The sequence below is a fragment of the Micromonospora sp. C97 genome, assembly GCF_018070385.1.
In the GTDB taxonomy this organism is placed as follows: Bacteria; Actinomycetota; Actinomycetes; order Mycobacteriales; family Micromonosporaceae; genus Micromonospora; species Micromonospora parva.
The window spans coordinates 184,008-196,977 of sequence record NZ_JAGPXU010000006.1; the positions used below are offsets into that span (position 1 = coordinate 184,008).

At 72.7% G+C, this 12,970-nt stretch carries 13 protein-coding genes, 1 tRNA gene and 2 pseudogenes; 12 read left to right on the forward strand and 4 right to left on the reverse strand.

Going from position 1 to position 12,970, the window contains the following annotated elements; all coding sequences use genetic code 11:
• The first annotated feature begins 100 nt into the window (after positions 1 to 100).
• The 5 genes from KBX26_RS11955 to KBX26_RS11975 all read left to right on the forward strand — a co-directional run bounded on the left by KBX26_RS11955 (position 101) and on the right by KBX26_RS11975 (position 2,658).
• A complete protein-coding gene (locus tag KBX26_RS11955; RefSeq protein ID WP_030330240.1) occupies positions 101 to 538 on the forward strand; it encodes a DUF3052 domain-containing protein in 438 nt (145 codons plus the stop codon).
• A gap of 88 nt (positions 539 to 626) precedes the next feature.
• Complete coding sequence (locus KBX26_RS11960; protein WP_210865434.1) at positions 627 to 1,091, forward strand: peroxiredoxin; 465 nt, start codon at positions 627 to 629, stop codon at positions 1,089 to 1,091.
• A gap of 74 nt (positions 1,092 to 1,165) precedes the next feature.
• Positions 1,166 to 1,237, forward strand: a tRNA-Val gene (locus KBX26_RS11965).
• A gap of 240 nt (positions 1,238 to 1,477) precedes the next feature.
• Positions 1,478 to 1,900, forward strand: a complete 423-nt coding sequence (locus KBX26_RS32300; protein WP_245233576.1) for a hypothetical protein — start codon at positions 1,478 to 1,480, stop codon at positions 1,898 to 1,900.
• Between the two features lie 209 nt (positions 1,901 to 2,109).
• Positions 2,110 to 2,658: a hypothetical protein gene (locus tag KBX26_RS11975; RefSeq protein WP_210861987.1), complete on the forward strand. Its 549-nt coding sequence runs from the start codon at positions 2,110 to 2,112 to the stop codon at positions 2,656 to 2,658.
• 64 nt (positions 2,659 to 2,722) lie between these two features.
• Here KBX26_RS11975 and KBX26_RS11980 read toward each other — a convergent pair whose 3' ends face one another.
• The gene (locus KBX26_RS11980; RefSeq protein WP_210865435.1) at positions 2,723 to 3,466 is read right to left on the reverse strand and encodes a 3-oxoacyl-ACP reductase family protein; all 744 of its coding nucleotides are present in this window, start codon (positions 3,464 to 3,466) and stop codon (positions 2,723 to 2,725) included.
• Between the two features lie 237 nt (positions 3,467 to 3,703).
• Here KBX26_RS11980 and KBX26_RS11985 point away from each other — a divergent pair, with 237 nt between their 5' ends.
• The 3 genes from KBX26_RS11985 to KBX26_RS11995 all read left to right on the forward strand — a co-directional run bounded on the left by KBX26_RS11985 (position 3,704) and on the right by KBX26_RS11995 (position 6,136).
• The gene (locus KBX26_RS11985) at positions 3,704 to 4,330 is read left to right on the forward strand and encodes an HAD-IA family hydrolase (RefSeq protein WP_030330232.1); all 627 of its coding nucleotides are present in this window, start codon (positions 3,704 to 3,706) and stop codon (positions 4,328 to 4,330) included.
• An 86-nt stretch (positions 4,331 to 4,416) separates the two neighbouring features.
• Entirely contained in the window at positions 4,417 to 4,896 is a 480-nt protein-coding gene (locus tag KBX26_RS11990) for a GNAT family N-acetyltransferase (RefSeq protein ID WP_051708259.1), read from the forward strand.
• Between the two features lie 97 nt (positions 4,897 to 4,993).
• Positions 4,994 to 6,136, forward strand: a complete 1,143-nt coding sequence (locus KBX26_RS11995) for a polysaccharide pyruvyl transferase family protein (protein ID WP_030330230.1) — start codon at positions 4,994 to 4,996, stop codon at positions 6,134 to 6,136.
• Positions 6,137 to 6,144: 8 nt separating this feature from the next.
• Here the strand turns inward: KBX26_RS11995 and KBX26_RS12000 are convergent, their stop codons facing one another.
• On the reverse strand, positions 6,145 to 6,351 hold the full coding sequence (locus tag KBX26_RS12000; RefSeq protein WP_030330229.1) for a hypothetical protein: 207 nt from the start codon (positions 6,349 to 6,351) through the stop codon (positions 6,145 to 6,147).
• Between the two features lie 82 nt (positions 6,352 to 6,433).
• On the opposite strand from KBX26_RS12000, the gene KBX26_RS12005 reads away from it, so the two are divergent.
• Positions 6,434 to 6,952 (forward strand): DinB family protein, encoded by a 519-nt coding sequence (locus tag KBX26_RS12005; RefSeq protein ID WP_030330228.1) that lies wholly within the window; start codon positions 6,434 to 6,436, stop codon positions 6,950 to 6,952.
• Between the two features lie 39 nt (positions 6,953 to 6,991).
• Here the strand turns inward: KBX26_RS12005 and KBX26_RS12010 are convergent, their stop codons facing one another.
• Positions 6,992 to 7,864 carry a PfkB family carbohydrate kinase gene (locus tag KBX26_RS12010; RefSeq protein ID WP_210865436.1) on the reverse strand — a complete coding sequence of 291 codons (873 nt, stop codon included), beginning with the start codon at positions 7,862 to 7,864 and terminating at the stop codon, positions 6,992 to 6,994.
• A gap of 184 nt (positions 7,865 to 8,048) precedes the next feature.
• On the opposite strand from KBX26_RS12010, the pseudogene KBX26_RS33210 reads away from it, so the two are divergent.
• The 3 genes and pseudogenes from KBX26_RS33210 to KBX26_RS12020 all read left to right on the forward strand — a co-directional run.
• Positions 8,049 to 8,538, forward strand: a pseudogene (locus tag KBX26_RS33210) (ATP-dependent helicase); the annotation flags it as partial.
• A 122-nt stretch (positions 8,539 to 8,660) separates the two neighbouring features.
• Positions 8,661 to 11,408 (forward strand): annotated as a pseudogene (locus tag KBX26_RS12015) (DEAD/DEAH box helicase); the annotation flags it as partial.
• A gap of 34 nt (positions 11,409 to 11,442) precedes the next feature.
• Positions 11,443 to 12,387 (forward strand): SWIM zinc finger family protein, encoded by a 945-nt coding sequence (locus tag KBX26_RS12020; protein ID WP_030330225.1) that lies wholly within the window; start codon positions 11,443 to 11,445, stop codon positions 12,385 to 12,387.
• 25 nt (positions 12,388 to 12,412) lie between these two features.
• On the opposite strand, the gene KBX26_RS12025 is transcribed toward KBX26_RS12020, so the two are convergent.
• Positions 12,413 to 12,670 (reverse strand): DUF3040 domain-containing protein, encoded by a 258-nt coding sequence (locus KBX26_RS12025; RefSeq protein WP_030330224.1) that lies wholly within the window; start codon positions 12,668 to 12,670, stop codon positions 12,413 to 12,415.
• Between the last annotated feature and the right edge of the window lie 300 nt (positions 12,671 to 12,970).

Genomic DNA, 12,970 nt, shown 5'->3' on the forward strand with positions numbered 1-12,970 from the left:
CCGGTGCGCCACTTGCGCGCAGACCCACAAGTGTGTGGACTTTGCCTGACGGCGTCGCACCGACGCCGCGAGCAGGGACGAGATGAGGAGGCACGCGACAGTGAGCGCGACCGCTGGTCAGGCCGCCGACGGGGTACGCAGCCTGGCGGACCGGTTCGGGATCGAACCGGGGATGGTCGTCATGGAGATGGGGTACGACGACGACGTCGACCAGGATCTCCGAGACGCCCTGACCGACCGCTGTGGAGATCTGGTCGACGAGGACACCGACGAGGTGGTCGACGCGGTGCTGGTGTGGTACCGGGACGGCGACGGCGACCTCTTCGAGCTGCTCGTCGATGCCCTCGGCCCGCTGGCCGACAACGGCGTCGTGTGGCTGCTCACCCCCAAGGCGGGGCGCGAGGGGCACGTCGAGCCGAGCGAGGTCGCGGAGTCCGCGCCCACCGCTGGCCTTCAGCAGACCTCGACCGTGAACGCCGGCCGGGACTGGAGCGGCGCACGTCTGGTGCTGCGCCGAGGGGCCAAGGCCAAGAAGTAGCCAGCGCCGCTCTGCGCGCCCGACGGTCCGCCCACCGCCGGGTGGCAGGCCGCTGCCGTTCACCCGACTCGACCCGAGGAGAGTGCGCATGCTCATCGAGGTTGGTGCCGAGGCACCGGACTTCGTGCTGAAGGACCAGAACAACCAGGAGGTCCGACTGTCGGACTTCCGGGGCAGGCACACCGTGCTGCTGGTCTTCTACCCGCTCGCCTTCACCGGCATCTGCCAGGGCGAGCTGAGCGAGATCCGAGACAACCTCGACGAGTACGTGAACGACGACGTCCAGGTGCTGACCGTCAGCGTCGACTCGGTCTACAGCCACAAGATCTGGGCCGACCGTGAGGGCTACCAGTTCCCGATGCTGGCCGACTTCTGGCCGCACGGTGCCGTCGCCCAGGCGTACGGGGTCTTCAACGACGTGGCCGGCTTCGCCAACCGGGGCACCTTCGTCATCGACAGGACCGGCGTGGTCCGCTTCGCCGAGATGAACGGTCCGGGCGAGGCCCGCGACCAGCAGGGTTGGCGCAAGGCCGTCGCCGAAGCGACCAACTGACCGGGGTACGCCGTGCACCCGGGTCGGTGGCGGGCAGGTAAGCTTGCCAGCCACCGGCCCGCCACGGGCGATCCGGGCGCGTAGCTCAGTGGGAGAGCACTCGCCTTACAAGCGAGGGGTCGCAGGTTCGAAACCTGCCGCGCCCACCCTGCACTGATCGTCACCCGTCAGCCTGGCCTGTGCTGGCGCAGGCGGCCCGCAGGGCCGTCACGGCCTCACGGTGGCGCCTCCGCCCGCCGTTGCGTGGTCCGGAGTGATCAAGTGATGAAAAGTAGGCCAGGAGCACTCCTGGCAGCTGTTTCTCATCACTTGATCATGATGACCCGACGCGCGTTCCGGCTGGCGTCCGTGCCGGACGGGGAGCGGATATCTTTCGGATCGTGAAGATGGTGGGTCGGCTGCGGGCGTTGCTGGGTAGGGGCACCAGGGATCAGTCCGAGGACTCGTCTGACGCGCAGCCCTTCTCGCCGGAGTGCATGTCGCTGCTTGAGCTGGCCCGGATGCTCGCGGGTCGCGAGTACAGCGGGAGAGTCGCCAGCGCGTACGTCGAGGTGGTGACGTTCGCGTCGGCTGACGAGATCGTGGCGATGCTTGAGGTGATGCTGAGGGAGGACTGGATCGGCCTTCCGGTGTGGGCGCGAAACCTCGCGTTCCGGCTGGCCTGCCTGCAACGCCCGGAGGATGTCGAACTGCTGCGTCTGGCGGCGGGCGATCTGAACGCCTTCGGTCCCGACTGGGACGCCATCGCCACAGACCTTCAGCGTCGAGCCGACCGACTTGACGCCGCGCAGGAAGAGCCCACTTTCTGACGCCGGATCAGGCCGTTGGGCGCAGCATCCTGGTCAGGACGGTCCGGAGCGCCTCGGCGGCCTCGGCGGGAGACATCCGGCCGGCGTCGACCTCCTCGCCCGCGGCGTGGCAAAGCTTGGTGAGTGATCGTGGCCTGCCAGCCGGTCGGCCAGTCGGCGAAGGCCCGCCCGGGCCGGACGGTCCGGAGCGATCACGCCATGATGGGTGGGTGCAGGACACCGTCGCCGTCGCGCTGATCACCTCACTGTCCACCTTGGCCGCCGCCACCCTCACCGGGCTGGTCGGCGCGCTCAGCACCCGCCGGCAACTGGCCCACCAACTCACCGTCGCCCGGCAGGAGAGCGTCGAGCGGTGGGCGACGCGTCGGGACGAGTTGCGCCGCGACGCGTACGTCGGGTTTCTGGGCGCCTGCGACCAGGCGTACCGGCAGTTGGACCGGCGGTGGCTCGAACCCGGCGGGGGCGAGCCGGTGCCCGGCTTCGACGAGGCGTACGCGGCGATGCGCGCCGTCGACGAGGCGTACAACCTGGTGTTGCTGGAGGGCCCGGCGGAGGTCGCGGCGGTCGGCCGGGCCGTGTTGACCAGCCTCACCGCGGAGCACGCCGACCAGCGCCGGCTCGGTGACGAGCCGGGCGACCGGGGTGTGCCGCTGCGCGACCGGCACCGTGAGCGCTGGCTCGCGGCGATCGAGGTACGCACGAATCACCGGATCTCGTTCGTCGACGCGGTACGCCCGGTGCTGGGCCACGACGGCTGACGAGCCGGCACTGGGTTGGTTGAGCCCGGGGCGGCGTCGGATGGCGCCGACGCCGCCCGGGTGCTCAGCTGTTGAAGCCGCCGTCCACGTTGACCACCGCACCGGTCACGTAACCGGCCTCGGGGCTGGCCAGGTGCGCGACGGTGGCCGCGATGTCGGCGGGGCGGGCGTACCGGCCGACGGCGGTGAATCCGGTGATCGCCGCCGCGTTCGGCCCGTCCGCCGGGTTGGCGTCGGTGTCCGTCGGCCCCGGGTTGACCAGGTTGACGGTGATGTTTCGGGGACCCAGTTCCCGGGCCAGGCCCCGGGTCAGCCCGACCAGGGCGGACTTGCTCATCGCGTAGAGCGTCAGCCCGGGAAAGACCACCCGTTCACCGACGTTGCTGCCGATGCTGATGATCCGTCCGCCCTCGCCCAGGTGCCGCAGCGCCGCCCGCGCGGCGACGTACGGTGCCCGGATGTTGACCGCGACGGTCTGCTCCACCTCGGCCGAGCCAAGCTCGTCCATGGCGCCGACCGTGAACACCGCGGCGTTGTTCACCAGGATGTCCAGCCGACCCAGTTCGGCGGCTGCCCGGTCGACAGCGCCCTGCACGGCGGCCGGGTCGGCGCCGTCCGCCTGGATCGCCAGCGCCCGTCGGCCCAGCGCCTCGATCTGCTTCACCACTGTCGCGGCCCGCTCGGCGTCCTGCCGGTAGGTCAGCGCCACGTCGGCCCCGTCCTGGGCCAGACGCAGGGCGATGCCGGCCCCGATGCCCCGGGAACCTCCGGTCACCAGTGCGACCCTGTCGTTGAGTGTCGTCGTCATGCAAACGATCATCTGGCCGCGCGGCCTCGTCGTCTGGCGGCTATCGGACCCCTCGTTGCGACCCTCAGGTCCGATTCCCGCGATCCTCGACGGCCTGCGGACGCGGTGGGCCGCCATGATCCGCGCGACTTCACGGATCCTGCTGCCTCACCCGGCGACGAGACAGCAGGATCACCGAAGTTGCGCGGATCTTGCCAGGTGGGGGAGGGTGGGGCGAGCGATGCGGGGAGAGTGGTCGTGGAACTGGCAGGCATCGGCGCGGTGCTGTTCGACATGGACGGCACCCTGGTCGACTCCGACGCCGCCGTGGAGCGGGCCTGGGAGCGGTGGGCCGGCGAGTACGCCGTCGATCCGGCGGCGGCGTTGGCCATCGCGCACGGCAGCCCGGCCGACCGGACCATCCGCCGGCTGCTGCCCGCGCTCGACGACGACGCGGTCGCCACCGCTGCCGCGCGACAGTTGGCGTTGCAGTACGACGACCTGTCCGACGTGACAGCCACCCCCGGTGCGCACGAACTGCTGAACGTGCTGGCCCGACTGGGGTTGCCCTGGGCGGTGGTGACCAGCGCCGACGCGCGGCTCGCCGAGGCCCGGCTCGACGCCGCCGGCATCAAGGCGCCGGTGCTCGTCACGGTCGAGGACGTCAGCGTCGGCAAGCCGGACCCGGAGGGCTACCTGCGGAGCGCGGCGCTGCTGGGCGTACCGGTGGCGCGGTGCCTGGTCGTCGAGGACGCCGAGGTCGGCCTGCGGGCCGGGCGGGCGGCCGGGGCGATGACCGCCGCGCTGAAAGGGCTCGACGGCGACCTGCGGCTGCACGACCTGACGCAGTTGGCCCGCCAACTGGACCCGCCGACGGCATCCTGACCCCGCCCGCCCCGGCGGTGAATCTGTTGGCGTGTCCAGGCCGGTTCTGCTGCACTGCCTGCTGGCGACGATGAAGGGGAGACGCGGTGGAGTTGACGTTGACGCCGATGACGGCGCCGGAACTGGCCCGCCTGCTGGGGGCATTGGAGCAGGGGTACGCCGAGGACCTGGTGGCCCACCGGGGGATGACCCCGGAGGCGGCCCGTGAGCGGACGGTCACCCAGATCGGGGAGTCGCTGCCGGCCGGCGTGGACACCGAGGGCGTGTTGCTGCGGATGGCCCGGGTCGGTGACACCGAGGTCGGCTGGATCTGGGTGACCCTGCCGACGGCCGCCGCACCGAACCAGGCGTGGATCCACAACATCGAGGTGCACGAGGAGCACCGGGGACGCGGGTACGCACGGCGGGTGATCCAGCTCATCGAGGCCGAACTCGCCCAGCTCGGCGTGCCGGAGCTGGGTCTGAACGTCTTCGGTACGAACACCGTGGCGCTCGGCCTCTACCGCAGTCTGGGCTTCGAGGTCACCTCGCGGCAGATGGCGAAACGCGTCACCCCGGCGGGCTGAACCGCCGCCGACGCCGTGCACTGTCGGTCCTCCCGGCAGGACTGTTCACCTGCCCAGCGGGAAACCGGCGCGGACCGCACCTGGGGAGGAGCGACGGATGACGCACGGCGCCGGACTGACCATCGGTGTGCTCGGCTCGTACGGTGGGCGAAACCTCGGCGACGAGGCGATCCTCACCGGCCTGCTCACCGATCTGCGGACGCAGGAACCGAACGCCCGGATCATCGTCTTCTCCCGGAACCCGGAGCACACCCGGGCCGCGCACCCGGACGTCGAAGCGGTGCCGTGGGAGGGCGTGAGCCGTACCGACTCGGCCCTGGTCCTGGCCCAGCTCGACCTGCTCATCCTGGGCGGTGGCGGCATCCTCTACGACCGGGAGGCCCGCCGTTACCTGCGGGTGGTCCGGGTCGCCCAGGAGCGGGGCCTGCCACTGATCACGTACGCGGTGGGGGTCGGGCCGCTCAGCGACGGGGTGGACACCGGCATGGTCCGGGAAACGCTCTCCAGCGCGACCCAGGTGACCGTCCGGGACCAGGAGTCCCGGATGGTGCTGGAGGAGGCTGGCCTGCTCAACCCGATCACCGTCACCGCGGACCCGGCGTTCCTCCTGCAACCGGAGGAGTTCCCGGCCCACCTGCTGGCCGAGGAGGGGGTGCCGGTCGGCAAGCGGTTGGTCGGGATAAGCGTGCGGGAGCCGGGCCGGGCCGCCGAACGCCTCGACGTGGACGGTTACCACCGGCTGCTGGCCCAGATCGGTGATTTCCTGGTGCACCGGATCGATGCGTACGTGCTGTTCGTGCCCATGGAGCGGGACGACATCCGGCACGCCCACGGGGTGCTGTCGCACATGGTCGCCGCCGAGCGGGGTCGGATCCTGCACGGCACCTACTCCCCGCAGCAGGTGCTGGGGCTGATGCGCCACTTCGACCTGGCCGTCGGCATGCGCCTGCACTTCCTGATCTTCGCGGCGATGGTCGGTACGCCGTTCCTGCCCCTGCCGTACGCCGGAAAGGTCTTCGACCTGGCCCAGCGGCTCGGTGTGCCGGCGCTACGCGGTGTGGAGCGGGAGGTCGAGGGGCCGCTGCTGGCCGAGGTCGACCGACTGTGGGACGAGCGGGAGCAACGCGCCGACGCCACCGCGCGGCGGGTGGCGGAGGTATGCGATCAGGCGCGGGGCACCTCGGAGGTCACCCGTGGCGTGTTGGAAAGTTTGCGCAGCCAGACCCTCACCCGGGTCTGAGCCGGCGGTCACACCGCCGGGCCGGTCCACCGGTAGCGCCACTCGCGGGCGTCCTCGCGGAAGTTCTCCAACTCGTAGATCTGCGCGTCGGCCAGCCCACCGGAGCCGAGGTGATGGTGGGTCAGCGGCGGGCGACCGTTGCTGTCGAGCTCGACGGTGATGGTCTGCCCGTCCGCCGTGCCGCCGACGAGAGGGATCTGCACGGAGGAAGCCATGCGCCCATCCTGCCCGGCGCAGCGCCCGCTCGCAGCGGATAGCGGGGCAGCGGGGTGACCGGCCCGTGGCTAGGGTCGGCGAATGGAGCAGACGATCGATCCCACGCTCGGTCCGGTGCTCGCCCGCACCGGCGACGAGCGCGCCGTGCTGACCTCGTTCCTCGACTTCCACCGGGCCGTGCTGCTGCGCAAACTGCGCGGTCTCTCCGACGCCGACGCCCGCCGCCGGCTGGTGCCCTCGGCGACCACGCTCGTCGGGCTGGTCAAGCACCTCACCCTCGTCGAGCGCAACTGGTTCCCGACCCTGCTGGCCCCCGAGCCCGGCGACGTCTACCTGACCTCCGAGGAGGACGCGGTCGCCAGCTTCATGCTCGACGACCAGGAGACCGTCGCCGGGCTCGTCGAGGCGTACGAGCGGGCCTGTGAGCGGTCCCGGGCGGTCGTCGCGAGCGTCGACCTCGACCACGTGGTGCCGCATCCGCAGCTCGGTGAGGTGTCGGTGCGGTGGATTCTGGTGCACCTGATCGAGGAGACGGCCCGGCACGCGGGCCACGCCGACATCCTGCGCGAGCTGACCGACGGCGAGTGCGGCGCGTTCTGAGCCCTGCCCGCCGTACGCCGTCGGCGCGGCGGCGTGCCGTCAACCGCTGGGCAGCAGGCCCGGCGGGTACTCCATCCCGTCATGGGCGCAGGCCGCGGCGGCGACCCGCGCCGCGTACCGGGCCGCGTCCGCCAGCGGCTCGCCACGCAACCGGGCGGCGATCAGCCCGGCCGCGAAGGCGTCGCCCGCCCCGTTGGTGTCAACCACCGGCGCGGGTGCGGTGGCGGGTGGCACCGGCGTCACCGTGCCGTCGCCCGGGAACAACTCGGCGCCGTCCGCGCCCCTGGTCACCAGCACTGTCCGGGGGGCCAGCGTGCCGGCGAGCGACGCGGCCCGGTCGCCCAGCCGCACCCCGCTCACCAGAACGAGGTCGGCCACGTCGGCGAACGGCCGATGGTAGGTGTTCTCGCCGTCCCAGTCGTGCAGGTCGGTGGAGAGCGCCACGCCTGCCGCAGTGGCAGCCCGCACGGCGGGCAGCAGCGGCACCGCCCAATCCATGATCGAGAGATGGACGTGCCGGGCGTCACGAACCAGCGCGGCCACCTCCGCGGCGGAGAACGGCGGGCCGCCCCGCCACGGGCGCGGGTCGTACAGCGACGTGCGTCGCCCACCCGGGTCCACGAGGTTCACCGAACGGCGGGTGCCGTCCGGGTTCTCGGCCAGCACCGCCGGAATCCCGGCCCTGGTCAGCGCCGCCCGGACCAGCTCACCGGCCGGGTCCGCGCCGAGGGTGTCCACCACCAGCACCCGCAGGCCGAGCGCCCGGGCGGCCAGCGCCACCCCGGCACCGGTGTTGCCGATCCGCAACTCGATCGGCTCGACGGTGTGGGAGTCGGCGGCCGGCAACGGCAGCGCGGGCACCCGGACCCGCACATCCACCCCGAGCCCACCAAGAACCAGCAGATCGACCACGCCGCCGACGCTAGCCTGCTGCCGCGCGAGCCTCCAGGCCACGCGATCGTGCACTTTCTGCGCGACAGAATGAGGCCTTCTTCGCAGAACACCAACACCAACTGCAAGATCACGCAGGTGGGGGTGTCGGTCCGGCCAGGTTGGGCCACCTATCCTGGTCGCGGGCGACGACGAGGGGGAACGGGTGCTGGTCATCCACGGGCTGTGGTTGCCCGACGCCAGCTCGACCGGCGCCAGCTCGACAGGTGGCCTCGCCGTCTGGGCCGAGGACAGCGCGGCGCCGATTCCCGCTGCACGTGCGGGCCGCCCGGCCCGGGACCGCCCGCACCCCTTCGCCGCCGGGCACACCGACCTGGCCGCCGTCCTCGCCGAGGCCGCCGAGCCGACCCGACCGGACACCGCGCTGCTCACCCTGCCCACCCGGGCGGGCGCGCCGACCGACTCACCCGAGCTGATCCGCACCACCGTCGCACCTGCGGCCCGCGGCCGGCTCACCCTGGCCAATTGGCGGGTGCCCATTCTGGTGTACGCCCCGGACGGCGCCCTGTCGCTGCTGCACACCCTGGACGACATCCCGGCGGTGGCCGGGGCCACCCTGCGGCACCTCGCCGAGCTGGCCGACTTCGCCGCCGACCTGGTGACCCGTGGCCGGGTCCTGCCCGGTGTACGCATGACGACGAGCGACCAACTGCCCGGCGCTGGTGCGACGCCGGACAACCAGCCGCCCGGTGCGACGGTGGGTGACCAGCCCTCCGGCGCTCGCGGAACGGTGGCGTCTTCCGGGGCTGCCGCGCGGGTGCCCGCGCAGGCGGTCTGGCGTCCGCTGCTGACCGGCACCGATGCCGCCTGGGCGCGATCGCTGGCGCTGGCCCTGCCACCCGCCGCCCGCGCCGCCGTCCTGCCGGCCACTGCCGCCGGCTCGCCAACGCCTACCCCCGCCGCTGTTGCTCAACGGCCCGGCGAGAGGGCCGCCGCTGCTGCTCAACGGTCCGGTGAGAGGGCCGCCGCAGCGACCGCCGGTTCTGGTGACCGTGAGCTGACCGCCGCCGCGCTGGTCGCGGACGCGCTCGACGCGTTGACCGACGCCGCCGCGCGGGCCGCGCTGGCGACCACCACGCTGGCCCGGGGGCTGCGCCCGGGTGGTCCGGCGCCGGCCTGGTTGGTCGCGCTCGCCGGCCCGCAGCGGGACTTCACCATCGACCCGGCCGGGCTGGCCACGCTCCGCGCTGAACTGGACGCCTGGCAGCGCGACGCTGCCGGTGGCCCGGTGCGGGCCAGTTTCCGACTGGTCGAGCCGGCCCCCGACGAGGTCACCGAACCGTTCCTGGCCACCGCGCCGGCACTGGCCGACTCCGCGCCGGTGCCGGTCGGGTCTACCGGTGGTGGGCGGTGGCGGCTGGAGTTCGGGTTGCAGGCCGCAGACGAGCCTGGCCTGCACGTCGACGCCGGGGAGGTCTGGCGCGGGCCGCAGACACCCGGTGGCCTGGCGGGCCGGACGGCCAGCCCGCAGGAGACCCTGCTCGCCGAGTTGGGCCGGGCCAGCCGGCTCTGGCCGGACCTGGACGCCGCGCTGCGGACCGCCGCCCCGGAGGCGATGGAACTCGACGTCGAGGGAGCCCACCGGTTCCTCAGCGCGGGCGCCCCGGTGCTGCACGCGGCCGGCTTCGGGGTGCTGCTGCCGTCCTGGTGGCAGCGTCCGTCGGCGCGCCTGGGTGCCCGGTTGCGGGCCCGCAGCCGCACCGCACCGGGCACGGTCGGTGGCGTCGACGCCGGTGTCGGTCTGGACGCCCTGGTCGACTACCGCTGGGAGATCGCCCTCGGCGACCAGCCGCTCTCCGCCGAGGAGTTGGCGGTGCTGGCCGAGATGAAGACCCCGCTGGTCCGGCTGCGCGGCCGGTGGGTGGAGTTGGACCCGGGGCGGCTCGCCGCCGGTCTGCGCCTGCTCCGCTCCGCCGGTGAGCTGACCGTCGCCGACCTGCTCCGCCTCGGGCTGGCCGACGGCGAGGCCACCGGCGCGCTGCCGGTGCTGGAGGTGACCGCCGACGGGGCGCTGGGCGACCTGCTCGCCGGCGCGGTCGAGCGGCGGCTCACCCCGCTGGACCCGCCCCCGGGCTTTGAGGGGACGCTGCGGCCGTACCAGCAGCGTGGGCTGGCCTGGCTGGCCTTCCTGCGCTCCCTCGGCCTGGGCGGTGTGCTCGCCGACGACATGGGGCTGGGCAAGACTGTGCAACTGCTCGCGCTGCTCGCCGGGGACCCACCGGAGGCCGGGCCGACGCTGCTGGTCTGTCCGATGTCGCTGGTCGGCAACTGGCAGCGGGAGGCCGCGCGGTTCACCCCGGGGCTGCGGGTGCACGTACACCATGGTGCCGAGCGGGCGCGGGGGGCGGAGTTCACCGCGGCCGCGCACGGCGCGGACCTGGTCCTCACCACCTACTCGGTGGCCGCCCGCGACGCCGCCGACCTGGCCGGCATCGACTGGCACCGGGTGGTGGTGGACGAGGCGCAGGCGATCAAGAACGCGTCGACCCGGCAGGCCGAGGCGGTTCGCGCGCTGCCCGCCCGGCAGCGGGTGGCGGTCACCGGTACGCCGGTGGAGAACCGCCTCGCCGACCTCTGGTCGATCATGCAGTTCGCCAACCCGGGTCTGCTCGGGCCGGCCGCGACGTTCCGCAAGCGGTTCGCCGAGCCGATCGAGCGCCACGGCGACGCCGAGGCCGCCGAGCGCCTGCGTCGGATCACCGGGCCGTTCGTGCTGCGTCGGCTCAAGACCGACTCGTCGATCATCTCCGACCTGCCGGAGAAGCTGGAGATGGAGGTGCTCTGCAACCTCACCGCCGAGCAGGCCGCGCTGTACCGGGTGGTGGTCGACGACATGCTCGCCCGGATCGAGACCAGCGACGGCATCGAGCGACGCGGCCTGGTGCTGGCCACCATGACCCGGCTCAAGCAGGTCTGCAACCACCCCGCCCAACTGCTGCGCGACGGCTCGCCGTTGGAGGGCCGTTCCGGCAAGCTGGCCCGGCTCACCGAGATCCTGGAGGAGGTGCTGGCGGCGGGGGAGCGGGCGCTGCTGTTCACCCAGTACGCCGAGTTCGGCGCGATGCTGCGTGGTCACCTGTCGGCGCGCTTCGGCCGGGAGGTGCTGTTCCTGCACGGTGGCGTCGGCAAGGCCGAGCGGGACACCCTGGTGCAGCGCTTCCAGTCGGCGGAGGGTCCGCCGCTGTTCGTCCTGTCCCTCAAGGCCGGCGGCACCGGGCTGACGCTGACCGCCGCGAACCACGTGGTGCATGTGGACAGGTGGTGGAACCCGGCGGTCGAGGACCAGGCCACCGACCGGGCGTTCCGCATCGGGCAGCGCCGACGGGTGCAGGTCCGCAAGTTCGTCTGCGCCGGCACTGTCGAGGAGAAGGTGGCCGCGCTGATCGCCGACAAGCGCAGCCTCGCCGAGCGGGTCGTCGGCACCGGCGAGCAGTGGATCACCGAGCTGTCCACCGGCCAGTTGCGGGACCTGTTCGCCCTGGAGGCCGGGGCGGTGGTGGAGTGAGCGAGCGGAGCGAGCGAACCGTCAGGCACAGCCAATTTGTGCCTCGCGTCGGCACGGAGCGCAGCGGAGTGCCGACGTGAGCGACTTCGCCGACTACGGGCGTCCCCGCCGGGTCGACGGGGGTCTGCGGGCCCGCAGCGCCCGGGGCGCCATCGGCCGGTCCTGGTGGTCGCGGCGTTTCCTGGAGGTGCTGGAGTCGTTCGCGCTCGGCACCCGGTTGACCCGGGGCCGGTCGTACGCGCGGGCCGGTCAGGTGCTCACACTCGACATCACACCCGGGCGGGTCAGCGCGGTGGTGCAGGGCTCCCGGCCGCAGCCGTACCAGGTGTCGATCGGGGTGCGGCCGTTCCCGGCCGCGCTCTGGTCCCGAATCGAGGACGAGCTGGCCGGGCAGGCGTTCTTCAGCGCCCGGCTGCTCGCCGGGGACCTCCCCGACGAGTTGGAGGAGCTGTTCGCCGCCGCCGGCGCGCCGCTGTTCCCGGCGGCCGTCGACGAGCTGACCCAGCGCTGCAACTGCCCCGACTTCGCGGTGCCCTGCAAGCACCTCGCGGCGACGTTCTACCTGCTGGCCGAGGCGTTCGACGCGGACCCGTTCGAGCTGTTGCACTGGCGCGGTCGGTCCCGCGCGGAGTTGCTCGACGAACTCCGCGCCCGCCGGGCGGCGGCCACCGGTGTCACCCCACCGCCCCCGCCGGTCGACGAACCGTCCGAACCGGACGGTGCCGGGTCGGCGGTGGACGTCCTGACGCCGGTCGGTGCCGCCCGTGCGCTCGCCGGGCTGTCGGCGACGCCGTTGGCCGAGGCGGCGGACCGGTTCTGGTCGGCGCCGGTGCCGCTGCCGGACCGGCCGCCCCGACTGGTGACCGGCACCGACCTGCTGCTGCGCCAGCTCGGAGCGCCGGCCGCGACCATCGGTGGGCCGGGAACGCTCGAACGGTTGCGTCGCGCGTACCGGGCGTTCGGCCCGGCCGACCGGTGAGCCGTCCCGTCGAGCGGTGGAGCAGTCATGTCCAGCGGCGGCGGAACCGCCACATGATCGCGGCGTTGGCCACCAGCACCACCGCGCAGATCGCGCCGGTGAGCCGACCGGCGAATACGGCTATCGCCGGCAGTGACGCCCACAGCACGATGGTCAACAACATCAGGTAGCGGCCCCTGCGGGCCCGAACCCGGTGGTCCAGCTTCTTGAAGAAGGCCGGGTCACTTTCCCGGAGCTGACGGGTGATCTGGTCGAATCTGCGCTGATCCTCTTTGCTGAGCATGGCGCTGCCTTCCCCTCACGCGTTCAGCGGTTCGGCGGCATACCCGCTGCGGTGGCGGCTCACGCTCGCCCGTTGCTGCTACTTTTCCTCCACGCGAGCGCCCCTCATGTCCGGCTTACCCGGACCTTAAGTTTGCCTTTGGTGGTGAACGGCGCCGAAAGTGTCGGCTACGGGCAAGTGGTCCGATCCGTACTCGGCTGACGCGCGTACGCCCTGCTGGGAGAGTCTGCGGTCGGCCACCGCCCACCGCCCGCCGCGAAGGCAGCACTGAACGCTGTCTTAAGTGCCCTCACGGGTGTG